At 56.6% G+C, this 26,958-nt stretch carries 22 protein-coding genes, 1 tRNA gene and 1 pseudogene; 20 read left to right on the top strand and 4 right to left on the bottom strand.

Features of this window, described 5'->3' with window-relative positions; translation table 11 throughout:
- Positions 1–29: 29 nt before the first annotated feature.
- The 7 genes from FGZ14_RS05615 (at position 30) to rplT (ending at position 8,821) form a co-directional block, all read left to right on the top strand.
- Positions 30–2,807, top strand: a complete 2,778-nt coding sequence (locus FGZ14_RS05615) for a DNA gyrase/topoisomerase IV subunit A (protein ID WP_374221713.1) — start codon at positions 30–32, stop codon at positions 2,805–2,807.
- Between the two features lie 169 nt (positions 2,808–2,976).
- Complete coding sequence (locus FGZ14_RS05610; protein ID WP_139922047.1) at positions 2,977–3,834, top strand: hypothetical protein; 858 nt, start codon at positions 2,977–2,979, stop codon at positions 3,832–3,834.
- A gap of 58 nt (positions 3,835–3,892) precedes the next feature.
- Positions 3,893–5,017 (top strand): lipopolysaccharide assembly protein LapB, encoded by a 1,125-nt coding sequence (locus tag FGZ14_RS05605; protein ID WP_180754506.1) that lies wholly within the window; start codon positions 3,893–3,895, stop codon positions 5,015–5,017.
- Between the two features lie 137 nt (positions 5,018–5,154).
- Complete coding sequence (gene thrS / locus FGZ14_RS05600; RefSeq protein WP_139922042.1) at positions 5,155–7,098, top strand: threonine--tRNA ligase; 1,944 nt, start codon at positions 5,155–5,157, stop codon at positions 7,096–7,098.
- Between the two features lie 328 nt (positions 7,099–7,426).
- Positions 7,427–8,023 carry a translation initiation factor IF-3 gene (infC, locus tag FGZ14_RS05595; RefSeq protein WP_257883349.1) on the top strand — a complete coding sequence of 199 codons (597 nt, stop codon included), beginning with the start codon at positions 7,427–7,429 and terminating at the stop codon, positions 8,021–8,023.
- Between the two features lie 92 nt (positions 8,024–8,115).
- A complete protein-coding gene (gene rpmI / locus FGZ14_RS05590; RefSeq protein ID WP_139922038.1) occupies positions 8,116–8,310 on the top strand; it encodes a 50S ribosomal protein L35 in 195 nt (64 codons plus the stop codon).
- A gap of 166 nt (positions 8,311–8,476) precedes the next feature.
- Positions 8,477–8,821: a 50S ribosomal protein L20 gene (gene rplT / locus FGZ14_RS05585; protein WP_110979439.1), complete on the top strand. Its 345-nt coding sequence runs from the start codon at positions 8,477–8,479 to the stop codon at positions 8,819–8,821.
- A 516-nt stretch (positions 8,822–9,337) separates the two neighbouring features.
- Here rplT and FGZ14_RS05580 read toward each other — a convergent pair.
- Both FGZ14_RS05580 and FGZ14_RS05575 read right to left on the bottom strand, forming a co-directional pair.
- Positions 9,338–9,739, bottom strand: a complete 402-nt coding sequence (locus tag FGZ14_RS05580; RefSeq protein WP_139922036.1) for a hypothetical protein — start codon at positions 9,737–9,739, stop codon at positions 9,338–9,340.
- Positions 9,740–10,452: 713 nt separating this feature from the next.
- Positions 10,453–10,526: transfer RNA gene (locus FGZ14_RS05575), tRNA-Met, on the bottom strand.
- Positions 10,527–10,661: 135 nt separating this feature from the next.
- Between FGZ14_RS05575 and FGZ14_RS05570 the strand changes: the two genes are divergently transcribed.
- The 7 genes from FGZ14_RS05570 (at position 10,662) to FGZ14_RS05540 (ending at position 18,840) form a co-directional block, all read left to right on the top strand.
- Positions 10,662–11,072 (top strand): START-like domain-containing protein, encoded by a 411-nt coding sequence (locus FGZ14_RS05570; protein WP_139922034.1) that lies wholly within the window; start codon positions 10,662–10,664, stop codon positions 11,070–11,072.
- A gap of 117 nt (positions 11,073–11,189) precedes the next feature.
- A complete protein-coding gene (locus tag FGZ14_RS05565) occupies positions 11,190–12,623 on the top strand; it encodes an LptF/LptG family permease (RefSeq protein ID WP_139922032.1) in 1,434 nt (477 codons plus the stop codon).
- A 144-nt stretch (positions 12,624–12,767) separates the two neighbouring features.
- Positions 12,768–13,043, top strand: coding sequence for a 30S ribosomal protein S15 (rpsO, locus tag FGZ14_RS05560; protein WP_110979237.1), 276 nt, complete (start codon positions 12,768–12,770; stop codon positions 13,041–13,043).
- Between the two features lie 200 nt (positions 13,044–13,243).
- Positions 13,244–15,403, top strand: coding sequence for a polyribonucleotide nucleotidyltransferase (pnp, locus tag FGZ14_RS05555; RefSeq protein WP_139922031.1), 2,160 nt, complete (start codon positions 13,244–13,246; stop codon positions 15,401–15,403).
- Between the two features lie 138 nt (positions 15,404–15,541).
- Positions 15,542–16,405 (top strand): RNA polymerase sigma factor RpoD/SigA, encoded by an 864-nt coding sequence (locus FGZ14_RS05550; RefSeq protein WP_022823752.1) that lies wholly within the window; start codon positions 15,542–15,544, stop codon positions 16,403–16,405.
- Positions 16,406–16,614: 209 nt separating this feature from the next.
- Positions 16,615–17,562, top strand: coding sequence for a thioredoxin-disulfide reductase (gene trxB / locus FGZ14_RS05545; RefSeq protein ID WP_139922029.1), 948 nt, complete (start codon positions 16,615–16,617; stop codon positions 17,560–17,562).
- Between the two features lie 126 nt (positions 17,563–17,688).
- On the top strand, positions 17,689–18,840 hold the full coding sequence (locus tag FGZ14_RS05540) for a M23 family metallopeptidase (protein ID WP_257883348.1): 1,152 nt from the start codon (positions 17,689–17,691) through the stop codon (positions 18,838–18,840).
- A gap of 147 nt (positions 18,841–18,987) precedes the next feature.
- Here the strand turns inward: FGZ14_RS05540 and FGZ14_RS05535 are convergent, their stop codons facing one another.
- Entirely contained in the window at positions 18,988–20,013 is a 1,026-nt protein-coding gene (locus tag FGZ14_RS05535; RefSeq protein ID WP_139922027.1) for an aldo/keto reductase, read from the bottom strand.
- Positions 20,014–20,262: 249 nt separating this feature from the next.
- On the opposite strand from FGZ14_RS05535, the gene bshB1 reads away from it, so the two are divergent.
- The 4 genes from bshB1 to FGZ14_RS05515 all read left to right on the top strand — a co-directional run bounded on the left by bshB1 (position 20,263) and on the right by FGZ14_RS05515 (position 23,132).
- Positions 20,263–20,982 carry a bacillithiol biosynthesis deacetylase BshB1 gene (bshB1, locus tag FGZ14_RS05530; RefSeq protein ID WP_139922025.1) on the top strand — a complete coding sequence of 240 codons (720 nt, stop codon included), beginning with the start codon at positions 20,263–20,265 and terminating at the stop codon, positions 20,980–20,982.
- Positions 20,983–21,244: 262 nt separating this feature from the next.
- Positions 21,245–21,943, top strand: a complete 699-nt coding sequence (locus tag FGZ14_RS05525; RefSeq protein WP_180754505.1) for a hypothetical protein — start codon at positions 21,245–21,247, stop codon at positions 21,941–21,943.
- 113 nt (positions 21,944–22,056) lie between these two features.
- On the top strand, positions 22,057–22,566 hold the full coding sequence (locus FGZ14_RS05520; protein WP_139922023.1) for a hypothetical protein: 510 nt from the start codon (positions 22,057–22,059) through the stop codon (positions 22,564–22,566).
- Positions 22,567–22,664: 98 nt separating this feature from the next.
- Entirely contained in the window at positions 22,665–23,132 is a 468-nt protein-coding gene (locus FGZ14_RS05515; RefSeq protein WP_139922021.1) for a hypothetical protein, read from the top strand.
- Positions 23,133–23,226: 94 nt separating this feature from the next.
- On the opposite strand, the gene accC is transcribed toward FGZ14_RS05515, so the two are convergent.
- Complete coding sequence (gene accC / locus FGZ14_RS05510) at positions 23,227–24,735, bottom strand: acetyl-CoA carboxylase biotin carboxylase subunit (protein ID WP_139922019.1); 1,509 nt, start codon at positions 24,733–24,735, stop codon at positions 23,227–23,229.
- A 351-nt stretch (positions 24,736–25,086) separates the two neighbouring features.
- Between accC and FGZ14_RS05505 the strand changes: the two genes are divergently transcribed.
- Entirely contained in the window at positions 25,087–26,337 is a 1,251-nt protein-coding gene (locus tag FGZ14_RS05505; protein ID WP_139922017.1) for an aminotransferase class I/II-fold pyridoxal phosphate-dependent enzyme, read from the top strand.
- A gap of 241 nt (positions 26,338–26,578) precedes the next feature.
- Positions 26,579–26,752 (top strand): annotated as a pseudogene (locus tag FGZ14_RS05500) (histone H1); the annotation flags it as partial.
- Positions 26,753–26,958 lie beyond the last annotated feature (206 nt).

The following is a 26,958-nucleotide window of genomic DNA, read 5'->3' as shown; positions in this document are numbered from 1 at the left end:
AGCTACTGCTGGCTGAGTCTGGCGCCGATGTGGACGCCGTAACCGAGCCCGAACCAGTTACGGAAGAAACGGAGGAGGAGCCCAAATTCGCTCCCGGCGAAACCATCCACGATGTAGCTACGGTGAATGGCATGTACCAGAACTGGTTTCTGGACTATGCTTCCTACGTGATTCTGGAACGCGCCGTGCCCGCCATTGAGGACGGGTTGAAGCCTGTGCAGCGCCGCATTCTGCACGCTATGAACGAGATGGACGATGGCCGCTTCAACAAAGTAGCCAACGTCATTGGCCAGACCATGCAGTATCACCCCCACGGTGATGCCTCCATCGGCGACGCCATCGTGAACCTGGGGCAGAAGGATCTGCTCATTGAAACCCAGGGTAACTGGGGCGACATCCGGACCGGGGATGGAGCTGCTGCTGCGCGTTACATTGAGGCTCGCTTGAGCAAATTTGCCCTGGATGTGGTGTTCAATCCTGACATCACGGAGTGGCAAATGAGCTACGATGGTCGCAAGCGCGAGCCCACCACGCTACCTGTGAAGTTTCCATTGCTGCTGGCGCAGGGGGTAGAAGGCATTGCCGTGGGTCTGAGCACCAAGATTATGCCCCACAACTTCCGCGAGTTGTGCAAGGCCTCTATTGACGTGCTGCGGGGTAAGGAAATTCAGTTGTTCCCCGACTTTCCGACCGGCGGCCTCTGCGACGTGTCCAACTACAACGGTGGCCTGCGCGGGGCTAAAATCCGCCTGCGTGCTACCATCGAGAAGGTCGATAAGACCATGCTCGTAATTCGCGACATTCCTTACGGCACCACCACCACGGCGCTGATGGAAAGCATCGTGAAGGCTTCGGAAGCGAATAAAATCAAGATCAAGAAGGTGGTCGATAACACGGCTGCTGAGGTGGAGATTCAGGTGCATCTGCCCGCAGGCGTGAGCCCCGACCTCACCATGGACGCGCTCTACGCCTTCACTGACTGCGAAATCAGCATTTCGCCCAACACCTGCGTGATTATCGAGGATAAACCGCGTTTTGTGGGGGTAGAGGATATGCTGCGGCTAAGCACCCAGAAAACGGTGCGCCTACTGGAGCGTGAGTTGGAAATCCGACAGGAAGAGCTGCAGGAAAAGTGGCATTCGGCTTCCTTAGAGAAAATCTTCATCGAGAACCGCATCTACCGCAAAATTGAGGAGTGCGAAACCTGGGAAGAAATTCTGCAGACCATCGACGCCGGCCTGAAGAAATTTGTGCGCGTGGAAGGGGAGAAGCAGAAGGCCAACGACACGCGCATTGTGCTGCGCCGCCCCATCACCGAGGACGACCTCACCCGCCTGACTGAAATCCGCATCAAGCGCATTTCCAAGTACGACGGCTTCAAGGCTGACGAGTACATTCAGAAGCTGGAAGCTGAACTAGCGGAGGTAGCCGACCACTTGGCCAATATCGTCCGCTACGCCATCCAGTACTTCGAAGGCCTGCTGAAAAAGTACGGCGCCGGCCGGGAGCGGAAAACTCAGCTGCGCACTTTTGACGTCGTGACGGCCCAGAAAGTAGCCATTGCCAACCAGAAGCTCTACGTGAACCGCCAGGATGGTTTCGTGGGCTTTGGGCTGAAAAAGGACGAGAAGGCCGAGTTCGTGTGCGACTGCTCCGACCTCGACGACATCATCGCCATCCGCCGCGACGGGACCTTTATGGTGTCCAAAATCGCCGAGAAGACTTTCATTGGTAAAGACATCCTGCACGTCGGCGTTTACAACAAGAACGACGACCGGCTGGTGTACAACATGATTTACCAGGATGGTGCCTCGGGCATTGCTTTCGCTAAGCGCTTTCTGGTGACCGGTATCACCCGCGACAAGGTGTACGACCTTACCAAGGGCACCAAGGGCACCAAAACACTTTACCTCACGGCTAACCCCAACTCTGAGTCGGAGATTGTGAGCGTGCAGCTTTCCGACAAGGCCCCGGCCCGGGTGAAGCAGTTTGACTTCGACTTTGCCGAACTGGCCATCAAGGGCAAGGGCTCCATGGGCAACATTGTAACCAAGCAGCCCATCAAGAAAATCACCCGCAAAGCCGTGGGCGACTCAACCCTGGGCGGGCGCGAAGTGTTCTTTGATGCGGTGGTCGGCCGCTTCAACCACGCCGGTCACGGCCGCTACCTGGGCACCTTTGATACCGAAGATACCCTGCTGGTGGTGTACAAAGATGGCTCCTACGAGGTGCGCCTGCCTGACTTAGCCTGGCACGCCGACGTGCCCAATATTGTGCTGCTCCGTAAGCTGGAACCCGAAACCGTTATCAGCAGCGTGTACGTGGAGGGCGAATCGAAAACCCACTTTGTTAAGCGGTTTAAGATTGAAACCAGCACCTTGGAAAAGCGCTTTGTCTTCATATCGGAAACCAAAGGCTCGAAGCTGCTGTGCGCTACTTGCCACACCGAGCCCCAGGTAGAAGTGAAGCTTCAGCGCGACAAAAAGGCCGATAAGGAAACGGAGAAGTTCCACCTGCACGAATTCATCGACGTGAAAGGCTGGAAGGCCATGGGCAACAAGCTTAACTACTTCAAGGTGCACGCCGTAGCCTTGCTCACCGACGAAGGTCCCGAGCCGGAGCGCCGCGTAGTAGCCAAGAAACGCGGCCCGGCTACCATTCCGCGCCCGGCTGCTACCCCCGATGCCGTTGCCAACGATAACGAGCCCCTGCCCGAGCTAACCGGCCCTGTAGACATCTCGGAAGCCGACGTTGCCCAGGCCCAGGCCGTGCTCAAAACCCCTAAGTCGCAGCTAAAATTGTTTTAGCGGCGCTTGCCTACCGGAAAAGGCCGACCCAACAGGTCGGCCTTTTCTTGTAAGCGGGGGTAGGAATTTCAGAAGAAGTCAGGTTCATGAGTAGGTTTGGGGTAGGTAAGCGCCGCACCCAGATCTGTTCCGTACCCTTGCCGGCTCCTAAAAAGTACCTTTGCTTATCATGTTGCGTTCGGGTCTGATTTTCCTGCGGATAGTGCTGCTTGGCTTGTTACTGATGGGTAGGGAGGCAAGGTCCCAGCAGGCGCAGTCAGCCAGCCGCCCTCCCGAAGCGCCCGCCCCCACGGTTGCTGAGCTGCTGGTCCAGGCCCGCAGCCTGCAAGCCCAATACCACGAATCGGAGGCTTTGGCCAAGTACGAGCAAGCTCTTAGTAAAGCTCCCGCCACGTATGAAGCTCTGTGGCAGGCCGCCGTACTCAGCGTCCGGATCGGGGCCCGCTACACCGATGAAACCCGGAAATCGGCGTATTTCGCGGCGGCCCGCCTCTACTCCAGCCGGGCACTGGTGGTGCACCCCGACGGTGCCGAAGGCCACTATGCCGAAGCCCTGACACTGGCCAACCAGGCTACCCTGTTTACGGCCCGGGGCCGGCTGCTGGCTTACCGCGAAATGCGCCCTCATGTTTTCCGGGCCGTAGAGCTGCGCCCGGAATGGGCCGAAGCCTGGCAGCTGCTGGGCCGCTGGCATTACCGCGTTGACCATTACAACCCGCTCGAGCGGCTTTTCAGCCGGTTGTTTCTGGGAGGAATGCCCGCCGGGGCCAGCACGTTTCGGGCCATCGATGCCCTGCAGCGTGCTCACGAGCTGGACCCCAAGCGCATTCAGTATGCCTATGATCTGGCGCGGGTGTACCTCAACCGCAGCCAGCAAACCCGGGCCACGGCCGTGCTGCAGGAAGCCGTAACGCTTACCCCCGTTACGGCCGATGAGCTGGAAATCAGCCGCCGCTGCCGCCGCATGCTGGAGCAGCTCAACCGCAAGCTGCGTCGCCAGATCAGCCGCCACGTCCGGAAGCTGTAGGCTGGAGGCCGCACGAATAGTAGCGGGGCGTATCTTTGCGGCGTCCTTGCTTTCTACCGTGCCTCATTTCTCCTTCTATCGTTTGCTGCTACCCGCCGCCGGCGCCCTGGGCTTAGCTGCCTGCACCGATGCGCCCGCCGAGCGCCCGGATACCATGGTGAACCTGCGCACGGTACAGAGCGGGCCCCGCATTCAGGCCGAAGAGCTGGATGGAGCCATTGCCCGTCAACCGCGTAATGCTTCCCTGTACGCTCGCCGCGCCGCTTTTCGCCTCGACGCCGGGCAGGTCGAAGCCGCCCTCCGCGACATCAACCAAGCCCTGGAGCTGGATGACGCCCCGGGGGAATTTTATTTCACCAAGGCCCGGGCCCTGCGGGCGCGGGGGCAAATCAAGTCGGCTCTGGCGGCTACTACGGAAGCGGGGCGCCGTGGCTATGCCTCTCCCAGCCTGAACCTGCTGGTTGGGGAAATGCACCTGGCCACGCGCCGCTACCAGGATGCCCTCGATCAGCTGGACCGTGCCCTGCAGCAGGAGCCCGACGATGCCGCGGCGCTGTTCTATAAAGGAGTTGCCTACGTAGGCCTGCAGGATACGGTACAGGCCCTGGACTACCTGCGGGCCAGCCTGGCCCGCGACCCTCGCCAGCCGGAAACCCTGCACCAGCTGGCCTTTCTGTCGAATGCCTTCCGGCAACCCCAGCAAGCCGCCCTCTACGCGGCCCGGGGCCTTAAGCTGGCCCCAACCTACGGCCCGCTCTGGTACGATTACGGGCGGCAGTTTGAACTTCAGAACCAGCCGGATAGTGCCACCCGCATCTACGCCCGCACTGTGCAGCTCGATACTACCTTCTACCGCGCCGACTACCGCCTGGCCCTGGTCGCTTACAAGCGCCACCAGTACGCAGTGGCCGTACCTCACCTGCAACGGGCCCTGCGCCGGGCTCCGCGGTTGACCGGCGCCCGCCAGATGCTGGCCGAAAGTCTGGAAAGCCTGGCCCGCTGGCCCGAAGCCGCTGAGCAATACCGGCTGCTGGTAGCCGAAAACCCGGGTAATCGGCACTGGACCTATAAGGTGTGGAAGACAAGCAACCGCGCCAAAGGCATTCTGGTGGAAGAAATTCGTCGCCCGACGGTAGAAGCTGTTGAGCCTATTGTAGTAGAGAAGCCCAACAGCGGTTTGTAGCGCTACAGGGGTAGGGCCGGCCCGGGCCTCTGAACCGGCGGCCTACTGGGGCAGCGGCGCCAAAGTTGCGCCCGGAGCAAGCAGAAACTCCTAACTTGCGGCTTCACGGCTGTTTGTATAGCCATTATCCCCATTCTATGCTCAACATCACCCTCCCCGACGGCTCGGTGCGCCAGTTTGTAGATGGCGCCACGGGCTACGACGTTGCCGCCGGCATCAGCGAAGGCCTCGCCCGCAATGCCCTCGGCGTGCGCGTCAACGGCGAAGTGCGCGACCTGCACCGCCCCATTGAACAGGATGCCGAAGTGGCCATTCTGACCTGGAACGACCCGGAAGGTAAGTCCACCTTCTGGCACTCCTCGGCTCACCTCATGGCCGAGGCCCTCGAAGCCCTCTACCCTGGCGTGAAGCTGGGCATCGGTCCGGCCATCGAAAACGGCTTCTACTACGACATCGATCTGGGCGAAGGCCGCACCATCTCCACCGACGACCTGCCGGAAGTCGAGAAAAAGATGCTGGAGTTGGCCAAGAAAAAAAGCCAGTACGAGCGCCGCGAAGTAAGTAAGGCTGATGCCATTGCCTACTTCACCGAGAAGAACGACCCCTACAAGCTGGATTTGCTGGAGCGCCTCGAAGACGGCTCTATCACTTTCTACACCCAGGGCGACTTCACGGATCTGTGCCGCGGCCCGCACATCCCCGATACCAGCCCCATCAAGGCTGTTAAGCTGCTCAACGTGGCCGGAGCCTACTGGCGTGGCGATGAGAAAAACAAACAGCTCACGCGCATCTACGGCATCACCTTCCCCAAGGCCAAAGAGCTGACCGAATACCTCGAGAAGCTGGAGGAAGCCAAGCGCCGCGACCACCGCAAGCTGGGCAAGGAGCTGGAGCTGTTTACCTTCTCGGAGAAGGTAGGCGCCGGCCTACCTCTGTGGCTGCCCAAAGGCACGGCCCTGCGCGAGCGGCTGGAGCAGTTCCTGCGCCGGGCTCAGATGAAGGCCGGCTACCAGCCCGTAGTGACGCCGCACATTGGCGCCAAGGAGTTGTACGTTACCTCGGGCCACTACGAGAAGTACGGCGCCGACTCGTTCCAGCCCATTAAAACGCCGAATCCGGGCGAGGAATTCTTCCTCAAGCCCATGAACTGCCCCCACCACTGCGAAATCTATCGTAGCAAGCCCCGCTCATACCGCGACCTTCCCGTGCGCCTGGCCGAGTTTGGTACGGTGTACCGCTACGAGCAGTCGGGCGAACTGCACGGCCTGACCCGCGTGCGCGGCTTTACCCAGGACGACGCCCACATCTTCTGCCGCCCCGACCAGGTAAAAGAAGAGTTCCTGAAGGTTATCGACATTGTGCTCTACGTGTTGAAAGCCCTCGACTTCCCCGAGTTCACGGCTCAGATTTCTCTGCGCGACCCCGAAAACAAAACCAAGTACATCGGCTCCGATGAAAACTGGGCCCGCGCTGAGGCGGCTATTCAGGAAGCTGCCGCCGAAAAAGGCCTTAACACGGTAACCGAGTTGGGAGAGGCAGCCTTCTACGGCCCCAAGCTCGATTTTATGGTGCGCGACGCGCTGGGCCGCAAGTGGCAACTGGGCACGATTCAGGTTGACTATAACCTCCCCGAGCGCTTTGAGCTGGAATACGTAGCGCCTGACAACTCCCGCCAGCGCCCCGTGATGATTCACCGGGCTCCGTTCGGCTCGCTGGAGCGCTTCGTGGCCGTTCTGATTGAGCACTGCGGCGGTAACTTCCCGCTCTGGCTCTCGCCCGAGCAGTTTGCCGTGCTGCCCATTTCGGAGAAGTACCACGATTACGCCCAGCAGGTGTACGACCGGTTGCAGGCCGCCGAGCTGCGCGGCACCGTGGACCACCGCGACGAGAAAATCGGCCGCAAAATCCGCGACGCCGAAGTATCGAAGGTGCCCTACATGCTCATCGTGGGCGAGAAGGAGCAGGAGAATGGAGTCGTATCGGTGCGCAAGCACGGCGAAGGCGACCTGGGCTCTATGCCGGTAGATGAATTCATTGCCAACTTCCAGCGGCAAGTAAACGACATGATGGACGGTAAATAGCCGCTCCATCCGGCCCGCTCCCTTTTCGGGTCAACCTCCCAGCCCTATGCTGCTCTCTAGCAGCATAGGGCTGGCGTCGTATCCGGGGGTAGGCATCCGGTGTGCAAAACAAGCAAACGGAACCTCTTTTAAGCAGTTCGGGGAGGGGAGGGTCCGACAATTTTATATAGTCATTTTTGAGCGTTTGGAAAAAATGACGGATATTCGCCCGCTGATTGAACCCGCTACGACATTCCGACGTCCTAGTAGTTCAGTATAGATTTCGATTTTCACCTTAAGGAGAAACGCCATAGCTACCCCAAACCGCCGCTATATCCCCCGCGCTCAAGTGGAGGAGCCGTTTAAAATCAATCAAAAGATTACGGCCCGGGAAGTTCGCCTTGTTGGCGACAACATTGAGCAGGGCATCTACTCCATCGAGCAGGCCCGCCGTATGGCCCAGGAGCAGAACCTCGACCTCGTCGAAATTTCGCCCACGGCTGTACCGCCCGTGTGCCGCGTAATTGACTACTCCAAGTTCAAGTACGAGCAGAAAAAGAAAACCCGCGAGCTGAAGGCCAAGCAAACCAAAGTAGTCATCAAGGAAATCCGTTTCGGACCGAATACCGATGACCACGACTTTGCTTTCAAACTGAAGCACGCTCAGGAGTTTCTGAAGGAAGGCGCCAAGATTAAAGCGTACGTTCACTTCGTCGGTCGTAGCATTGTGTTCAAAGAGCGGGGCGAAATCCTGCTGCTCAAGTTTGCCCAGGCCCTCGAGGATCTGGCTAAGGTAGAGCAGCTGCCTAAACTCGAAGGCAAGCGTATGTTCCTGTACCTGGCGCCTAAGGCAGCCGCTCCGGTAAAGAAGGCCGCCCCGAAAGAAGCTGGTAAGGATGCTCCCAAGGAGGCCAAGCCCGCTCCCGCCGACAAGGCAGCTGAGTAAGCTTTTTCCAGGAATTTCATTCCTGTTTTTCGCTGGCGCACCGGCCCTAGGCAGCCGACCGCCGCAGTTTTTTCACCTTTTTTTTCACGACAATGCCGAAAGTAAAAACCAAGTCCGGCGCCAAAAAGCGGTTCTCGCTGACCGGCACGGGCAAAGTGAAGCGTAAGCACGCCTTCAAAAGCCACATCCTGACCAAGAAAACCACCAAGCAGAAGCGTGCCCTCACGCACGTTGGTCTGGTTAGCTCGGCTGATATGGGCCGCGTAAAGGACATGCTTGCCATCTAATTCAATTAAAAATTGAGAATTAAAAATCAGGAATTGATGCGCTATGGCATTTCAGGTTACGGATTTTTAATTACCAATTTTTAGTTTTTAATTCCTCCAAACCAGGCGTCCGGTAGGAAAGCAAGCTGCGGCTAGAGCCGCCGCCGGCCGCCAAAAAAAACTGGTTATGCCAAGAAGTGTAAACCACGTGGCCTCGCGTCACCGTCGGAAAAAAGTAATGCGTTTGGCGAAAGGCTACTACGGCCGTCGCAAAAACGTATGGACCGTTGCCAAAAACGCGGTTGAAAAAGGTCTGCTGTATGCCTACCGTGACCGGAAAGTTAAGAAGCGTGAGTTCCGCGCCCTCTGGATTCAGCGTATCAACGCCGGAGCTCGTGAGCATGGTCTGTCGTACTCGCAGTTCATGGGCGGCCTGAAGAAGGCTGGCATTGATCTGAACCGCAAAGTGTTGGCTGATCTGGCCCTGAACCATCCTGAGGCCTTCAAAGGTATCGTAGAAAAAATCAAGTAAGCGTTACCGGTTTACCGGTGCGTTTCTGATAAGCCAAAAGCGCCCGACCAAAACTGGTCGGGCGCTTTTTTTGCTGGCTGGTTATCACTCAAAAAACCAGGTGTACACAAGCCACAGCACGGTGAGCAGCCCCACAACGTACCAAAGCCAATTGCCTGACTCACGGGGCATATTACCGTTGCTACGGGGGCGTTGCTTAATGAAGGGCGTACGCATAAGCTAACCAAGAAAAGCAGGGCACATAATTGCTCCTGATACGGCCTGCAAAAGCTAGTGTTATATATAACCCTGCAGTTTTGGGTTTCTAAATAGGCTAAAAGCTTCTTTACTCGACCTGTGATAAAGGTGAAATAACAATGTTTTAGACAGGCCATTCGTGTTACGGATAGGACATTAGATAAGATAGAGCAGTCAAAACCTATTGCTATACTTGTGATTTGCACATACATCAGCATTACTAGTGGCTGCCTGATTGTAACAGCGTTACTTCTGTAAACCGTGTCACGGGGCAAGAACTTACTTACTGCGTGCCCAGGCGCGGGCAGAGGATACGTCGGCAAAGTGCCTTATTTCTATGGAAAGGTTCTCAACCGGCGGCATGTAGGCTTCCTTGATGAGGTCGCGGTTTAGCCAGTCGCCTGACTCTACCATGGCCAGCCGGCGCAGGCCACTGGCGGCCATGGCTGGCAGCACTTCTTCAGCGACCCATTCCAGCACGTGCGGCTCCATAGGGCCAAGCCGCCGGTCATCCGCTATCCAACTCTCCACTTTATGCTGCCGGATGAACATAAGACCCTGTAGAACGGCCTCACGGAAGAATATGTCGTTGGTGTCCTCGCCCCAAACAGCCTCAATGGTGCAGCAACCAATGTCGTGTAGGTAGAAACTGACAAACGGATACGCGGCAAGTAGTACCATTGCTTAGGTGAGTTAATTCGGTCGATTTCTACTGCCCCGCTGTAACATTAGCCTCTTCAGCCGTTGGCCGGCGCAACGGGTTACGGGCGACGATAATAGCAGCCCAGATGCAGAGAATGGGGAACAAAAGTTTCAACAATTTTAGAGGTAGTGGTATTGCCGAGGTGGTCAGGCTAAATAGATTTAGCGTTAAGGTAAACAGACAATAGATGACGAAGAAAATCTTGACCTAGTAATACCCGGTCCTGACCCCTAACGCCATGCCAATGCAAAACAGGGTACCGGCAATAGAGGAAAATAAGGCTATACTATGATGAGGAGAGAAAAGAAGATGGAAAGGTCGGAGTAAACCACTGATAGGGTCGTCACGAGCGCCCTCAACTCCTAGGCTGGTAAAAACAGATCCGACGCCTTGATGTCGTTCTCGCGGATGGGAACGGCCACAAAATTGAAGGATACTTGCTTGTCCTCATGAGGAGAAGATAATTCTTACAGTATAAGTATGTAGATAGTGAGTAGGAGTAGTTAGGGCGATATAGATCTGCCAGTGACTCGAGTCGGAGTGCACTAAGAAGTGAATTAAAGCACAACGGTAAATATAGGAGCGCAGGACTGAGAGCATCTTGACATACCGATAATTTATGGGATGTCCCCGAAGTGCTTCCTGGAAAAACGAAAAAGGCCTTCCCGTGAAAGGAAGGCCTTTTTACTTGTAGCGGGGACGAGAGTTGAACTCGTGACCTCAGGGTTATGAATCCTGTGCTCTAACCAACTGAGCTACCCCGCCCTGTTTTGGTGGTGCAAATGTAGGAACAAGATTTAATGTAATGCAAGCATTGCGCAAAAAAAAACCCATGTATATTGGCTGCTGGGCCGCTTTTCGAGGAAGCTAGCTCGCTAAATTCTTTACACTGTTTTGCTTATGCCGCTTTCTGCCACTCGCCTCAAACACCGCTTCACGGTCGAGTATCCCATTAATGCCTCTCCCAAAATTCTGTATCCCTACCTAGCGTCGGCTTCCGGTTTGTCGCATTGGTTTTGCCAGGATGTGCGCGTGGAGGATGGGCGTTACAATTTCATTTGGGACAATCAGCCCCATTACGCGGAAATGGCTTCGCACCGAACGAACCGCTCGGTTCGCTTTGTCTTCCTCGATGAACACAGACGCCACGCCCCCGACGCCAACTACCTGGACTTCTTGGTTGAGGAATCGCAGCTAACCCAGGAAGTGTACCTGCGCATTGTTGACTACTCAGAGGAAACCGATACCGTGGAGCTGCAGGAAATGTGGGATAGCCTGATTCAAAAGCTGCGGGAACAGGTAGGAGGGTAAAGCTGTTTTGGCCGTAGGCCAGGGAGCAGACGCGAAACGAGCCGTATCTTCGTTTCTCGTCTGCTCCTTTTTTGTTAGGAAGCCACCAGGAATGGAAACTGCTGGTTTCGACTCATTATGAAAAAACTCGATAAGCTGATTCTGCAAGCCTTCGCCGGCCCTTTTCTACTCACTTTCGCGGTGGTGCAGTTTATTTTCCTGATGCAGTTCATGATGAAATACATGGACGACTTGGTGGGTAAGGACTTGGGGTTTGGGGTTATTGCTCAGCTGCTATTTTACTTCAGCGTACTGATCGTGCCCATTTCCCTGCCGCTGGCCGTGCTGCTTTCCTCGCTCATGACCTTCGGCACGCTTGGAGAGCACCACGAGCTGACGGCCATCAAAACGGCGGGTATTTCCCTGACGCGCATTCTGCGGCCGGTACTCATTTTTAGTGTGCTGCTGGCAGGCGGAGCGTTCTGGTTTAACAATACCATTGTGCCCCTGGCCAACCTGGAAGCATACAGTCTGCTCTGGGATGTGCGCCAGCAAAAGCTGGCCCTCGATATCCGGGAGGGGGTATTTTATAATGGCATTCCAGGGCGCACGATCAAAGTAAACCAGAAGCTGGGCGAGAATGGAGACATTCTCAAGGGTATCATGATTTATGACCACACGCAGAGTTCGGGGAGCATGCGGGTTATTCTGGCTGACTCCGGCCGCATGTTTACGCGTTTTGGCGGGCAGTACCTCGGCCTAGAGCTGTTTCGGGGGCGGGTGTATGTAGAGCAGCCCGATGCCAGCAACCGGTCCGGTGCTACGTTCACGCGCCAGAATTTCAGCCGCAACCTGATAACCTTCTCCCTGGAGTCGTTCGGGCTGGACCGCACGAAGAAGGAGCTGTTTAAGGACAACAAGATGATGCTGAACCTGCGGCAGCTGACTCACTACACTGATTCTCTGCAGCAGCGCCTGCGAACGGAGCGCGCCCAGCTAATAACCCAGCTCAATCCCTATTATACCTACCTCCGGTTCGACACCACCGGGCGGGCGACTCAGCAGCGAATTGCTGGCTGGCAGGTGCCCGTAACCCGCTTGCAGCCCGTCAATATGTCGGTGGCGCAGCAGGCCGCCAACCGGGCCCGTAACGTGCGCTCCTTCCTGGGAACCTCGGCCGAGCGGCTAACTGGCTTTACCAAGGAAACCGCTAACTATCAAATTGAAAGCTTTCGGAAGTACACCCAGTCGGCCGCCATCCTGCTCATGTTCCTGATTGGGGCACCGCTGGGAGCCATTATTAAAAAAGGCGGCCTGGGCGTGCCCATTCTGGTTTCTATCGTCTTCTTTATTGTGTACTACGTCGTATCAATAATGGGGGAGAAGTACGGTCGCGAGATGGTGATGCCCGTTGGGGTAGGCATGTGGATGGCCGCCGCCGTCCTGTTACCCATTGGCCTGTTCTTTCTCTACCAGGCTCGTCACGACTCCGGCCTGCTCGACATTAACTGGGCACAGATATTTCCTTCCTGGCTGCGCTGGCCGTTGCGCGGCTATAAAAAAGCGGCGTAAAGGTGAAAGCCAGCACCGCTTTTCTTTGAGGGGAAGAACATTTCAGCGCGGTTCTCACATTAAACTACTACCTTTGCGGCCACCCCGAAGTGCGGGGTGGCTTTTTCACTTTTTTTAATCCAAGACGGGGAAACCTATCTGCCGATGCAACTTACAACTGAAGCAAAACAGGCTATTTTCGAAAAAAACAGCCTGCAGAAGTCCTCTAACGACACCGGTTCGGCCGAGTCGCAGATTGCGCTGTTCACGCACCGCATCTCTCACCTGACCGAGCACCTGAAGGTGAACAAGAAGGACTACTCGACCCGCCTGGGTCTGCTCAAGCTCGTTGGTAAGCGTCGTCGTATGCTGGATTACCTCCAGCACCGCGACATCAACCGCTACCGCGCCATCATCAAGGAACTGGGCATTCGCAAGTAAGCCCACGCTCCGGAGCAGGGAGCCTTTCCACTGGGGAGGTTCCCTGCTCTTTTTTTATCCGAAGCCGGCCGCATTATTCTGCCGGTTTCGTTGTTTACTCCCCCGAAGAATCATTCCCCAGAGCAAAGCGGGGCCACTGGCGGCCCCGTTTTTACGGCTGCTCGCCCGCTGCACGCTTTCTAAAAAAGCAACCCTAGAAGATGCCCAATTACAACGCGGTTACCAAACACATTACCCTGCCTGACGGCCGGCAGATCTCCATTGAAACCGGCAAGCTGGCTAAGTTTGCCGATGGCGCGGTAGTCGTTCGCCTCGGCGACGCCATGCTGCTGGCGACGGTAGTTTCCCAGCCCAGCGCCCGCGGCGACGTGGATTTCCTGCCCCTCTCGGTTGACTACCAGGAGAAATTCGGTGGTGCCGGTAAAATTCCCGGTTCGTTCCAGCGCCGCGAAGGCCGCCTCTCCGATTACGAAGTGCTGGTGTCGCGCCTCGTGGACCGTATTCTGCGCCCGATGTTCCCCAAGGACTATCACTACGAGGTGCAGGTAATGATTTCGCTGATTTCCGCCGACAAAGACGTGCAGCCCGATGCGCTGGCCGCTCTGGCCGCTTCGGCTGCCCTGTCGGTTTCCGATATTCCGTTTGCTGGACCGATTTCGGAGGTGCGGGTAGCCCGCATTGATGGCAAGCTGCAGATTAACCCCAAAACCGCCGACATCGAGCGCGCCGACATCGACCTCATCGTAGGCGCTACGGCCGACTCGGTGGCCATGGTGGAAGGGGAGATGGACGAAGTAAGCGAAGAGGAAATGGTAGAAGCCATTGCCTACGCTCACGAAGCCATAAAAGAGCAGGTGCGCGTGCAGCAGGAGCTGGCCGCCGCCGTGGAGAAGTCGCAGGTAAAGCGCGACTACCCCAAGTACGAAGAAAACGACGAGCTGAAGCAGCGCATCACGGAGGCGGTTTACCAGAAAGCCTACGAGGTAGCCAAGTCGGGCAATACCAGCAAGTCGGGCCGCAAGGAGGGCTTCGGTGCTATCAAGAAAGCGCTGGTAGAAGAGCTGCAGGCCGAGAACCCCGAGCTGGACATGAAGATGTTCGGCCGTTACTACGGCTCGGCTGAGAAGAAAGCCATCCGCGACATGATGATCAAGGAGCGCACCCGCCTCGATGGTCGTCAGCTGACGGAAATCCGCCCTATCTGGTCGGAGGTGAACTACCTGCCCGGTGCGCACGGCTCGGCCCTGTTCACCCGCGGCGAAACCCAGTCGCTGACTTCGGTAGCCCTGGGTACCAAGCTCGATGAGCAGATTGTGGACTCGGCTATGGTTTCGGGCTACAACAAGTTCATGCTGCACTACAACTTCCCGGCCTTCTCGACCGGCGAGGTGAAGCCCAACCGCGGCCCCGGCCGCCGGGAAGTAGGCCACGGCAACCTGGCTATGCGTTCCATCAAGAAAGTGCTGCCCTCAGAGGACGAAAACCCCTACACCATCCGGGTAGTATCTGACATTCTGGAGTCGAACGGTTCGTCGTCGATGGCGACAGTGTGCGCTTCGTCGATGGCTTTGATGGACGCCGGTATTAAGCTGCGCGCGGCTGTATCGGGCATTGCCATGGGTCTTGTACAGGACAAAGAAACCGGCGACTACGCCGTGCTTTCGGACATCCTGGGCGACGAAGACCACCTCGGCGACATGGACTTTAAGGTGACTGGCACCGAGAAGGGCATCGTGGCTTGCCAGATGGACATCAAAATCCAGGGCCTCAGCAACGAAATCCTGACCAAGGCCCTGCACCAGGCCCGCGAAGGTCGTCTGCACATCCTAGGTGAAATGGCCAAGACCATTGCTACCCCCGCCGCTGACCTGAAGCCTCATACGCCCCGCTCGCACAAGATGCTCATCGACAAGGAGTTTATTGGTGCGGTAATTGGGCCGGGTGGCAAGGTGATTCAGCAGATCCAGAAGGATACCAACGCCACGGTTATCATCGAGGAGAAGGACGAGAAAGGCCACGTAAGCATCTTTGCTTCCAACCAGGAAGACATGGAAGCTGCCATTGGTCGTATCCGCGCCATCGCCGCCGTGCCGGAGGTAGGCGAAACCTACAAAGGCAAGGTTCGCTCGATTCAGCCTTACGGGGCCTTCGTGGAAATCATGCCGGGCAAAGACGGCCTGTTGCACATTTCAGAGGTAGCCCACGAGCGTCTGGCTTCGCTGGAAGGCGTGCTGGAAGTAGGACAGGAGATTGACGTGAAGCTGCTCGATATCGACAAGAAAACGGGTAAATATCGTCTCTCGCGCAAGGTGCTTCTGCCCAAACCCGAGCGCGCTGCCGACTCGAACGGCGCCGCGTAACCCGATCTTTCCGAACTTTCGCGGGTACCGGTGTGTTGCACAGAATCAATGCCGGTACCCGCGTTTGGGTATCTTCCGTACATCGGACTTGACAACGACGTTTACAAGCAACCATAACTCAATTCTCACGCGCCCGCAATGAGACAGCTAAAAATCAGCAAGCAGATCACCAACCGCGAAAGCCAGTCGCTGGATAAGTACCTCCAGGAGATTGGCAAGGTGGATCTGCTGACCCCCGATGAGGAGGTGACGCTGGCGCAACGCATCAAGGAAGGTGACCAGCAGGCGCTGGAAAAACTGACCAAAGCCAACCTGCGCTTCGTGGTGTCGGTGGCTAAGCAATACCAGAACCAGGGTTTGTCGCTGGGTGACTTGATCAATGAGGGCAACCTCGGTCTGATCAAAGCCGCCAAGCGCTTCGACGAAACCCGCGGCTTTAAGTTTATTTCCTACGCTGTGTGGTGGATTCGCCAGTCCATTCTGCAGGCCCTGGCTGAACAGTCGCGTATCGTGCGTCTGCCCCTGAACCGGGTAGGCTCGCTGAACAAGATTTCCAAGTCTTTCTCCGAGCTGGAGCAGAAATTCGAGCGGGAGCCTTCGCCCGAAGAAATTGCTGAAGTACTGGAGCTGACGACCTCGGAAGTGGTGGATACCCTGAAGATTTCGGGTCGCCACGTATCCGTGGATGCCCCTTTCGTGCAGGGCGAGGAAAACCGTCTGCTCGACGTGCTCGAAAACGAGGACGAGGAGAGCCCCGACACGGGTCTGATGAACGACTCGCTCCGCAAGGAAGTGCAGCGCGCCCTAAGCACGCTCACCAAGCGCGAAGCCGACGTTATCACTCTTTATTTCGGCCTGAACGGGGAACACTCGCTCACGCTAGAAGAAATCGGGGAGAAATTCAACCTGACCCGCGAGCGGGTTCGTCAGATCAAGGAAAAAGCCATCCGCCGCCTGCGCCACACCTCCCGCAGCAAGGCCCTGAAGCCTTACCTGGGGTAAGGAAATATTACCCCATTACCGAAAACCCCGGCCTTGTGTTGGGGTTTTTTGTTGTAGCGTGGGCTTCAGCTGGCTGCTCTGGCGCCGGCTGGCAAGTAACGAGCAACGGTACTACGGGCTAGAGCCCGTGCTACGTGCTGCTTATTACCTTTGCACTCCGTTCTTTTAACTTTTCACGGCTCCAACTTAGGTTGCTGCCTTACTTTCTCATGGAGACTACCACCCCGGAACACATCAAGTGTTTGATTATCGGCTCCGGCCCAGCCGGCTATACTGCAGCTATTTATGCGTCGCGGGCGGGCCTGAAGCCGGTGATGTACCAGGGCCTGCAGCCTGGCGGCCAGCTCACCATCACCAACGACGTAGAAAACTTTCCTGGCTACCCCGATGGCATCATGGGGCCGGAGATGATGGAAGACCTGAAAAAGCAGGCCGCCCGCTTTGGTACGGATATCCGCTACGGCATTGCTACGGCGGTGGACTTCTCGGGTCGCCCGCACCGCGTAACCATTGACGAAACTCTGGAGCTAACCGCCGACACGGTTATCATTGCTACCGGGGCTTCGGCCAAGTGGCTGGGCCTGCCCTCCGAGCAGCGCCTGAACGGCTCGGGGGTGTCGGCCTGTGCCGTGTGCGACGGGTTCTTCTACCGGGGCAAGGACGTGGCCATTGTGGGCGCCGGTGATACGGCCGCTGAGGAGGCTACCTACCTTGCGAACCTGTGCTCCAAAGTGTACATGATTGTGCGGAAAGGGGAGATGCGGGCCTCGAAAATCATGCAGAAGCGTGTGCTCGACAACCCCAAGATTGAAGTGCTCTGGAACACGGTAACCGACGAGATTCTAGGGGAGCATGGCGTGGAAGGTGCCCGCCTGAAGAACACCCTGGACGGCACTACCCGCGAAATTGCTATTGAAGGGTTCTTCGTGGCCATTGGCCATGAGCCTAACTCCAAAATTTTCCAGCCCTACCTCCACCACGACGAGCAAGGCTACCTGAAAACCATTCCGGGTACGGCCAAAACCAACGTGGACGGGGTGTTTGCCTGCGGCGACGTGCAGGACTTTACCTACCGCCAGGCCGTGACGGCCGCCGGCTCTGGCTGTATGGCCGCGCTGGATGCCGAGCGCTACCTCGCCGCCCTAGGAGACCATTAAGTGAGATGAGTGAGTGGTGAAATGGTGAGTTTTATCGTTGGCGCTGCGCGAAATCGGCCCGCCGGACGTTAGCTTCCCGTTTCACCGCTCACCATTTCACTACTTCACCATTTCACTGATTTTCTCTTGCTGAATTTTGTAAAATCCTGGCTGCTGCCGCTGCTACTGATCGGGCTGTTTTTTGGCTTGCCCGGCCAGCTGCTGGCCCAGCGGCGGAAAGCGCCGGAGCCTAAGGCGAAAGCCGGCTCGGCGGGCAAGCGGAAAGATTTCTTCCGCATTAAATCCCCGACTATCCGCTACGTGCGGCCCGATACGACCATTCTTATTGAAACGGAGGAGCTGCCCGATGAGGGCTCCGACGCGGCTAAGTCCATTTTCTTTAATCCCGCCAAAAAGCTCTCCATCGTCAGCGAAGACACCACTACGCTTAACGAGGGCGAGCAGCACATTGTGGAGGTGAAAGAAGAAGTGCAGATTGACTCCAGCTGGATTCAGGTTGCCGGCTACTACGCTATCTGGGACACGCACAACATCAACCCCTACCGGGTAGATGGCCGCCGCATCAAGGACACGCTCAACCTCAAGCTGACGGAGCCCGAGAAGCAGCGCTACGCCAAAATGCCCCTGAACCGCACGCCCATCACCTCCGACTTCGGTTTCCGGGGCTACCGCTGGCACTACGGCGTGGACCTGGACCTGGAAACCGGCGATTCCGTAAAGGCAGCCTTCGATGGGGTGGTGCGCATTGTGAAGTGGGATGGCTCGGGCTACGGTAACTACGCCCTGGTGCGCCACTACAACGGCATTGAGACCCTCTACGGGCACATGCAGAAAACCTTGGTCACGCCGGGCACCTTCGTGAAGGCCGGCCAGCTGATTGGCTGGGGCGGCAGCACTGGGCGCAGCAGCGGTTCCCACCTGCACTTTGAGGTGCGCTACGAGGGTAACCCTATTGACCCGGAGCGTATGTACGACTTCCCCGACTACCGCCTGATTAAGGATAACTTCCAGATTACCTCGGCTCTGTTTGCCTACTACAGCAAATCCTTGAAATACCGAGGTGGGAGTGTACCAGGAGCGGGCAGTGGCAGTGGTAGTAGTCGGAGCAGCAGCGCCGCCCGGCCTACCGCGGCCCGGCGCGTGGTAACCCACAAAATCCGGAGTGGCGATACGCTCTCGGAAATTGCCGATAAGTATGGGGTGTCGCAGGCCCAGCTGCGGCGCCTGAATGGCAACGTAGGTGTGCTGCGGCCCGGCCGGACGCTGCGCATTAAGTAGGCAGCTACGCACCGTCAGTATTTCAATAAAACGCCCCGCTCCGAGTAACTCAGGGCGGGGCGTTTATCATTTGGAGCGGAGTTAGGAACCTGGAGAGCCGTCAAATAAAGCTAATTCATATTTCTCACCCCATTCCGAGTTATAGCGTTACACCAGCCGGGGGTGCAGCATGGGGAAGTTGCGCTGGTGCCAGTAGGGATAAATGGGCGGGATGTCGCTGGCGGCATCAAGCCGGGCAACCTGCCCGGGCGTTAGGTTCCAGCCCACAGCGGCCAAGTTCTGCCGCAGCTGCTCCTCGTTGCGGGCCCCGATAACCAGGTTAACCACCGTGGGGCGCTGCAGAAGCCAGTTCAGGGCCACCTGGGCCACGCTTTTCTCGGTCTCGGCGGCTACTTTGTCCAGGGAATCAATAATGTTGAACAGCAGCTCGTCGGGCACCTTGGGGCCCTGACCGCCGCCCTGGGCCAGGCGGCTGCTTTCCGGCAGGGGCTGACCGCGCCGGATTTTGCCGCTCAGCAGCCCCGCCGACAACGGGCTCCAGACAATAGTTCCTACCCCTTGGTCGAGGCCCAAGGGCAGGAGTTCCCACTCAAATTCCCGGTTGGCCAGCGAGTAATAGGCCTGGTGACCCACGTAGCGAGCCCAGCCGTAACGCTCCGACACCGACAGGGACTTCATCAGGTGCCAGCCCGAAAAGTTGGAGCAGGCAATGTAGCGCACCTTACCGCTCCGCACCAGGTCGTCGAGGGCGCGCAGGGTTTCCTCTACCGGTGTGTGGGCATCGAAGCCGTGCATGTGGTAGATGTCGATATGGTCGGTGCCGAGACGGCGCAGGCTGTCCTCGCAGGCTTTGATGAGGTTCTGGCGGGAGGAGCCGTAGCCGTTTGGGTCCTCGCCCATGGGGAAGGTGGCTTTGGTGGATAGCAGCACCTCACCGCGCCTGCCCTCCAGGGCCTTGCCCAGTATTTCCTCCGAGAGGCCCTGGGAGTACACGTTGGCCGTATCGAAGAGCGTGACGCCCGACTCCAGACAGATGTCGATAAGCCGCCGGGCTTCCTCGACCTGGGTGCTGCCCCAGGCTTTGAAAAACTCATTGCCGCCACCAAAAGTAGCCGTGCCGAAACTCAGGACTGGGATGCGCAGGCCGGAGCGGCCAAGCTGACGGTATTCCATAGAATGAGGGGTAGGGGCAGATGTGCTGCCAGTGAAGGGGCCGGCCGATAACTCGTCGTGAGCCGCAGTTCGGGTTGAATAACTCCTGGACGCGCCCCTGGGTTTTCAGCTGAGCAGCGCCTGCGGGCCGGGCTACCCCGTAAAAGCTCCGGAACCTTGTACTTTTGCCGCTTCCGCCGGGCCGGTAATATGGCCCCGGCTTAACAGCCGTAGTGACGGCCGTTTTTCGCTGTATTCTCCCTCAACCGCATGAAACTTGATATCCTGGCCATTGGCTCCCATCCTGATGATGTAGAAATGTCGTGTGCCGGTACCTTGCTAGCCGCCGCCGCCGCTGGTAAGAAAATTGGCATCGTGGACCTGACCCGGGGTGAGCTGGGCACCCGCGGCACCCCCGCTACCCGCGCCCAGGAAGCCGAAGCGGCCAGCCGCATCCTGGGGTTGAGCGCCCGCGAAAACCTGGGCCTGCCCGACGGTTTCTTCCGCAACGACCGGGAGCACCAGCTGCCCGTTATTGACGCCCTGCGCCGCTACCAGCCCGACATCGTGCTCTGTAACGCCATTCATGACCGCCACCCCGACCACGGGCGCGGCTCACAACTCGTATCAGAATCCTGCTTTCTCTCGGGGCTGCGCATGATTGAAACCCTCGGCGACGACGGGCAGCCCCAGCAGCCCTGGCGCCCCCGCCTGGTGTTCCACTACATCCAGGACCGCCAGATTCCGGCCGATTTCGTGGTGGACATTTCGGCCCACTGGCCCAAGAAGTGGGAAAGCATTCAGGCGTACCGCACCCAGTTCCACGACCCCGAAAGCACCGAACCCACGACCTACCTTTCCACGCCGGTGTTCAGCAACTTTATGGAAGCCCGCGCCCGCGAGTTCGGCCACCTGATTGGGGTAGAATTTGGGGAAGGCTTCACCCGCGAGCGTCCGATTGGGGTAAGGGAGGTGACGGAGCTGATTTAGAAAGCATCGAGCAAAAAGGGGAGCCAATCCATTGGATTGGCTCCCCTTTTTGCATGTGTTAGAGCTAAATCAAAGTCTGATTAATACGCTAAAAAGTGGGTTTAGGCTATTTTTTGGCTGGTTGTGTGTGAATGCAAAAGTCTGATAAGCTATTCTATTCGCGCTGCATTCGGAGAAGCTGTATGCTACTTGGTGCCATGTTTCTCGGTAAGGCTCAGGGAGCCCCGCCATTGTCTGAAATCTGGTAACCTTTCCATCTATCATGAGCACTGTAAAAACCTCCTTACCCTTGGGCCTAAAGCTGAGTTTTAGCGCCTTTCTCGTCGTAATGGTGCCGGTGTATTGGGTAAACTATGGCCCAACCAACTTTCTGTATTTCTGTGATGTAGCGCTGCTGCTGTGCTTCATCAGTGTGTGGACCCAGCGCCGACTGCCGGCCTCTATGGCGGCGGTGGGTATCTTGCTGCCCCAGGTGCTATGGTGCGCCGATTTTCTGGGCGAGCTGTTCGGCTTTCATCTGGTGGGCCTGACGTCTTACATGTTCGACCCGAACCGGTCCTTGTTTCTGCGGGGACTTTCCTTTTTTCACGGCTGGCTGCCCTTCCTGATTCTGTTTTTAGTTAAGCGCCTGGGCTACGACCGCCGCGCCCTACCGGCCTGGACGCTGCTGGCCTGGGGCCTGTGCTTGGTGGCTTACTTCTTCCTGCCACCGGCCGGCGCGCTTATGCCTGATCCTAAAATTCCCGTCAACATCAACTACGTGTTCGGCTTCGACGACGCGCACCCGCAAACCTGGCTGCCGGCTCCGCTTTATTTAATGGGTTGGATGCTTACGCTGTTGGTAGTAGTTTATCTGCCCACGCATTGGGCTCTGCGCCGCTGGCTGGCCCCAAAACAAGCAGTTTCTTTTGAGGAAGAGCTAGCATCCAATTCAAGCAAGTTATCTTGGAAGCGAGCCTAGGACACGGTAGATTCTCTTCGGCTACTATACCTTGTGATGGAAATTAAACTTCTTACTCAGTTTGTTCATATGTCAATTCTGGGTTCTGAGCTGTCTAATAATGCTACTCCTCAATGCCCGCCGATAACGCTGCCCTGCAAAACAAAGTCCTGAAGCTGCTGAGCTATTACAATCTGGTAGGTGGTATTGCTGGCCTGGTTATCGTAGCATCTCATATATCTGAGTTAAGCCAATCAGGCCTAAAGATTGGCAGCGGCATATACGCGGCGTTGGCCTTCATGCTCTCCATCCTCTCTTTTGTCACATATCAGCAGCGGCAAGACCCCACACTGATAGGCGTTATGGCCATTCTGCAATTACCGGTCTTTCGATATGGAGGGGTAAAGTACGCGCTTAGCAATGGGGTGCTGGCCGTTTTTGGCCTCGATGCCTCGAGTAGCATAGGCCTGACCCTAAATGCCCTCATTGAAGTCAAATTCAGTTTTGCGATAGACAATCAGGAAGAGTGGTTTTTTGGAGTGAATGTGGTTGCTGCACTCATCCTGTGGTATGTATTGCTGCGCTACAAATGGACTGAATCGACAGAGGTTACAAATCCGAATAAAGAGCAGGCTCAAGCCTAGTAAACGAAGCTTCCAGTTTCTGTAGGCTAGCTAGGTTATATCTTTCCTTGTTCTTTATTAACTCATTGGATTGGTAATAATGTACAAATGACCCTAGTATGAAAAATATACTTAGATGCCTTTTACTATTTAGTTTTGCTTTTACTGTGCTTTCCTGTGCATCAAACTTGTTCACAAAGAAAAATATATCGAGTATTGATCTTTACGTAATGCCTATAAGCGGATTCACCAGGTTACATATCGATAGCACTAATATAAAAAGCGTTTGTACAGTTAATAAGACAATAAATAGGAACAACGAAATCCTGTCGGAAATTGAGGAGTGGATGGCTAGCGCTAAAACAAGTAGTTTAGATAGTTTCGGCTATAATTATATAAGGGCTATGGTTGTTCTTAACCGCGGAAAAAATACGGCTACATCAATGCAGGTGGATGTAGGTGGTAATATTTTATGGAAAAATAAAGTCTATGTTCTTGATAGAAAAGGGCTGTTTTTAATTTTAAAGCCATTATCCGAAGAGCAAAGAAATGACATCCTTAGGAAAATGCCCATGCACCAGTGGTAATAAAATCGGCTGTTATCTATCAAGGGGGTATAAATGCAAAGTAAAATACCCAGCCGTGAGGCCGGGTATTTTACTTTATCGGGATTAATAAATTTTACCGCACCCCCAGTCGGTTGCGTTTCCAGGCGGAGCCGCTGGAAGTGGCCGGAGCATCCGAAGTGGCTACCGGCGCTTTCTTTTCCGTCAGGAGCATGGCCGTGAGTACGGCGGCGAGCTTGGCGGTGGCCTCGTCCGGGGCGGCGGGTTTCAGAGACTCGGGGGTGAAGTGGTCCTTGATAAAGTTGGTGTCGAAGTTGCCGCTCACGAAGGCCGGGTGCTGCAGCACGTAGCGGCCGAAGCCCAGGGTGGTTTCGATGCCGGTAATCTGGTACTCGTCGATGGCACGCAGCATCCGCTCGATGGCCTCCTGGCGGGTAGCCCCGAAGGTAACGAGCTTGGCAATCATGGGGTCGTAGTAAATCGGGATGTCCATGCCCTGCTCAAAGCCATCATCCACACGCACGCCGGGGCCCTGGGGACGCACGTAGGTAGTCAGGTTTCCGATGTCGGGCAGGAAGTTGTTCTGCGGGTCTTCGGCGTACACGCGCAGCTCCAGGGCGTGGCCCTGAATCTGCAGATCGGTTTGCTGGAAGGCGAGGGGTAGGCCCTGGGCCACCTTAATCTGCTCTTTCACCAGGTCGAGGCCGGTAATTTGCTCCGTAACGGGGTGCTCTACCTGCAGGCGGGTGTTCATCTCCAGGAAGTAGAAGTTGCGCTGGTCGTCGAGCAGAAACTCCACCGTGCCGGCCCCAGTGTAGTTGCAGGCCCGGGCCACATCCACGGCGCAGCGGCCCATTTCGGCGCGCAGCTCGTGCGTAAGCACTGAGGAAGGCGCCTCTTCAATTACCTTCTGGTGGCGGCGCTGAATGGAGCACTCCCGCTCAAACAGGTGCACGATGTTACCGTGCTCGTCGCCGAGTACCTGAATTTCGATGTGGCGCGGGCCGGTCACGAACTTCTCAATAAACACGGCCCCGTCGCCGAAGGCCGACACGGCCTCGTTGATAGCCAGCTGCATCTGCTCCTCAAATTCCTCTACGTTATGCACTAGGCGCATGCCCTTGCCGCCGCCCCCGGCCGAGGCCTTAATCAGAATGGGAAAGCCCACCTGCTGGGCAATCTGCTTAGCCTCCTGCACATCCGAAATGGCTTCGGCCGTGCCGGGCACCAGTGGAATGTTGTAGGCCTGCACCGCCTGCTTGGCCGAAAGCTTGTCGCCCATGATGTCCATGGCCTCGGCCGAAGGGCCCACGAAAATCAGCCCGGCTTCCTTTACCATGCGGGCAAACTCGGCGTTTTCAGAAAGGAAGCCGTAGCCGGGGTGAATAGCATCGACGCCGAGTTGGCGGCAGACTTCCAGAATCTTGTCGCCGCGTAGGTAGCTGTCTTTGCTGGCCGGGGGGCCCACGCATACGGCCTCATCGGCATAGCGGACGTGCAGGGCGTTGCGGTCGGCCTCGGAGTAGATGGCCACGGTTTGCAGGCCCATTTCCTTGGCCGAGCGCAGCACGCGCAACGCAATTTCGCCCCGGTTGGCAACGAGCAGCTTGGTGATTTTCTTCATGTGAGAGGGTAGGCGGGTGGGAGAGAGGGTAGAGCTTTTGTATAAGAACGTCATGCTGAGCTTGCCGAAGCATCTCGCGTGCTGACTTTGTAATGCTGTCCAGACATCAGCCCGGTGAGAGGTCTTGGCAAGCTCGACACAGCGGCCTGAAATTAGCGCAGCAGCACCGTTCAATACCCAAAGAAACGCCATTCCGGGCGCACCAGAAAACGCTTTCGGGCATTTTCCTGAAGGTTGGATGCAGCCTGAAAGCGGCTACCTTTGCGGATTGCCATAACTTTGTACATTACTCGGGCGTTAGGTCCTTGGGCATAACCGCTCGTTTTCGTTTCACATTCAACCCGTTCCCTCGTGGATCTATTTGAGAAGATTGCCGCCAACCGCGGCCCGCTGGGTAGCCATTCACATTACGCACACGGCTATTTCACTTTCCCCAAGCTGGAAGGCGAGATTAAGCCCCGCATGATTTTCCGCGGTAAAGAGGTTCTCACCTGGAGCCTGAATAACTATTTAGGCCTGGCTAACCACCCTGAAGTACGTAAAGCCGACGCCGATGCGGCCGCTGAATATGGCATGGCCCTGCCCATGGGCGCGCGCATGATGTCGGGCAACTCCAACCTGCACGAGCAGTTGGAGAATGAGCTGGCTGAGTTCGTGCAAAAGCCAGACTGCATGCTGCTCAACTTCGGTTACCAGGGTGTGGTATCGATTATTGATGCTATGGTAGGCCGCCACGATGTGATTGTGTACGATGCCGAGTCGCACGCCTGTATTATTGACGGGGTGCGTCTGCACGCGGGCAAGCGTTTCGTGTACGTGCATAACGATATGGCCAGCCTGGAGAAGCAGCTGGAACGCGCTCAGCGCATCATCGACGAAACCGGCGGCGGCATTCTGGTAATTACTGAGGGTGTGTTCGGCATGTCGGGCAACCAGGGCGACCTGCGCGGGGTAGTAAAGCTGAAAGAGAAATACCAGTTCCGCCTGTTCGTGGACGATGCTCACGGCTTCGGCACGATGGGCACTACGGGCGCCGGAACGGGCGAAGAACAGGGCGTGCAGGATGGCATCGACCTTTATTTTTCAACGTTTGCGAAGTCGATGGCCAGCATCGGCGCATTCGTGGCCGGCCCCGAGAACGTAATTGAATATTTGCGCTACAACATGCGCAGCCAGATTTTCGCGAAAAGCCTGCCCATGCCGCTTGTAGTGGGCGCTCTGAAGCGTTTGGAGCTGTTGCGCACCCGCCCCGAGCTGAAGGAAAACCTCTGGACCATCGTGCGGGCCCTGCAGAGCGGCCTGCGCGAAAAAGGCTTCAACATTGGCACCACTACCTCGCCCGTAACGCCGGTGCTGCTGGAGGGCCAAATTCCCGACGCCACCCAGGTAACCTTCGATCTGCGTGAGAATCACGGTATTTTCTGCTCTATCGTGGTATATCCGGTGGTACCCAAAGGCGTAATTATGCTCCGTATTATCCCTACGGCCGTGCATACCCTCGACGACGTGGCCATTACCATCAAGGCCTTTGAGGCCGTGCAGGAGAAGCTGCGCAACGGGCTATACTCCAAGGCCGAGGTGCCTGCTGGTCTGCAGGGCTAATCAGGGCTTCGCTAAGTACAAAAGCCGACTTCCATCCGGGAGTCGGCTTTTTGTTTTAGTATTATTTGAAGAACCTGCTAATGGGCAGGTAACCTATTGTTGAGTTGTTTACGTATAAAAAGTGCCTTGACAGGCTTGAAAACGGGTTTGAGAAAAAAACTTGGCAACTTGCTTGTATTTGAAATCCCTGTATATTAGAGCCGGTTAAACACATTTTTCCACACCAAACAACCCCTCCCAAATGAGCAATTTTAGCCAACTGAAAGACCTCGTGATGTCGCTGGAAGCTGACTTCGAGAAGTTCTACGACAAGGGCAACTCGGCCGCTGGCACCCGTGTGCGCAAGGGCATGCAGGAGCTGAAGAACATGGCCCAGACCATCCGCACCGAGGTGCAGAACAAAAAGAACGAAGGTGGCGAAGCCGCTCCGGCTAAAGCTGCTCCGGCTAAGAAAGCTGCCGCCCCGGCCGCTAAGAAAGCCGCTCCCGCTAAAAAGAAGTAATTCGGCACCGCAGCTTCTGCGGTGGTAATAGCTTCACTTAAGGCCCCATCAGTTGCTGATGGGGCCTTTTTGGTTGCGGTGGGATAGGCAGAGAGGGTGCCAGCCGGTCCGGCTACCCC

The organism is Hymenobacter sp. DG01, assembly GCF_006352025.1.
Classification (GTDB): Bacteria; Bacteroidota; Bacteroidia; order Cytophagales; family Hymenobacteraceae; genus Hymenobacter.
The sequence above is the reverse complement of the archived record's forward strand: the minus strand, read 5'-3'. Positions and strand labels throughout refer to the sequence as shown.

Coding starts and splice junctions, on each gene's coding strand:
- FGZ14_RS05610 (WP_139922047.1), top strand. CDS start 2,977: ATGTTGCGTTCGGGTCTGATTTTCCTGCGGATAGTGCTGCTTGGCTTG.
- thrS (WP_139922042.1), top strand. CDS start 5,155: ATGCTCAACATCACCCTCCCCGACGGCTCGGTGCGCCAGTTTGTAGAT.
- rpmI (WP_139922038.1), top strand. CDS start 8,116: ATGCCGAAAGTAAAAACCAAGTCCGGCGCCAAAAAGCGGTTCTCGCTG.
- rplT (WP_110979439.1), top strand. CDS start 8,477: ATGCCAAGAAGTGTAAACCACGTGGCCTCGCGTCACCGTCGGAAAAAA.
- FGZ14_RS05580 (WP_139922036.1), bottom strand. CDS start 9,739: ATGGTACTACTTGCCGCGTATCCGTTTGTCAGTTTCTACCTACACGAC.
- FGZ14_RS05570 (WP_139922034.1), top strand. CDS start 10,662: ATGCCGCTTTCTGCCACTCGCCTCAAACACCGCTTCACGGTCGAGTAT.
- FGZ14_RS05565 (WP_139922032.1), top strand. CDS start 11,190: ATGAAAAAACTCGATAAGCTGATTCTGCAAGCCTTCGCCGGCCCTTTT.
- rpsO (WP_110979237.1), top strand. CDS start 12,768: ATGCAACTTACAACTGAAGCAAAACAGGCTATTTTCGAAAAAAACAGC.
- pnp (WP_139922031.1), top strand. CDS start 13,244: ATGCCCAATTACAACGCGGTTACCAAACACATTACCCTGCCTGACGGC.
- FGZ14_RS05550 (WP_022823752.1), top strand. CDS start 15,542: ATGAGACAGCTAAAAATCAGCAAGCAGATCACCAACCGCGAAAGCCAG.
- trxB (WP_139922029.1), top strand. CDS start 16,615: ATGGAGACTACCACCCCGGAACACATCAAGTGTTTGATTATCGGCTCC.
- FGZ14_RS05535 (WP_139922027.1), bottom strand. CDS start 20,013: ATGGAATACCGTCAGCTTGGCCGCTCCGGCCTGCGCATCCCAGTCCTG.
- bshB1 (WP_139922025.1), top strand. CDS start 20,263: ATGAAACTTGATATCCTGGCCATTGGCTCCCATCCTGATGATGTAGAA.
- FGZ14_RS05525 (WP_180754505.1), top strand. CDS start 21,245: ATGAGCACTGTAAAAACCTCCTTACCCTTGGGCCTAAAGCTGAGTTTT.
- FGZ14_RS05520 (WP_139922023.1), top strand. CDS start 22,057: ATGCCCGCCGATAACGCTGCCCTGCAAAACAAAGTCCTGAAGCTGCTG.
- FGZ14_RS05515 (WP_139922021.1), top strand. CDS start 22,665: ATGAAAAATATACTTAGATGCCTTTTACTATTTAGTTTTGCTTTTACT.
- accC (WP_139922019.1), bottom strand. CDS start 24,735: ATGAAGAAAATCACCAAGCTGCTCGTTGCCAACCGGGGCGAAATTGCG.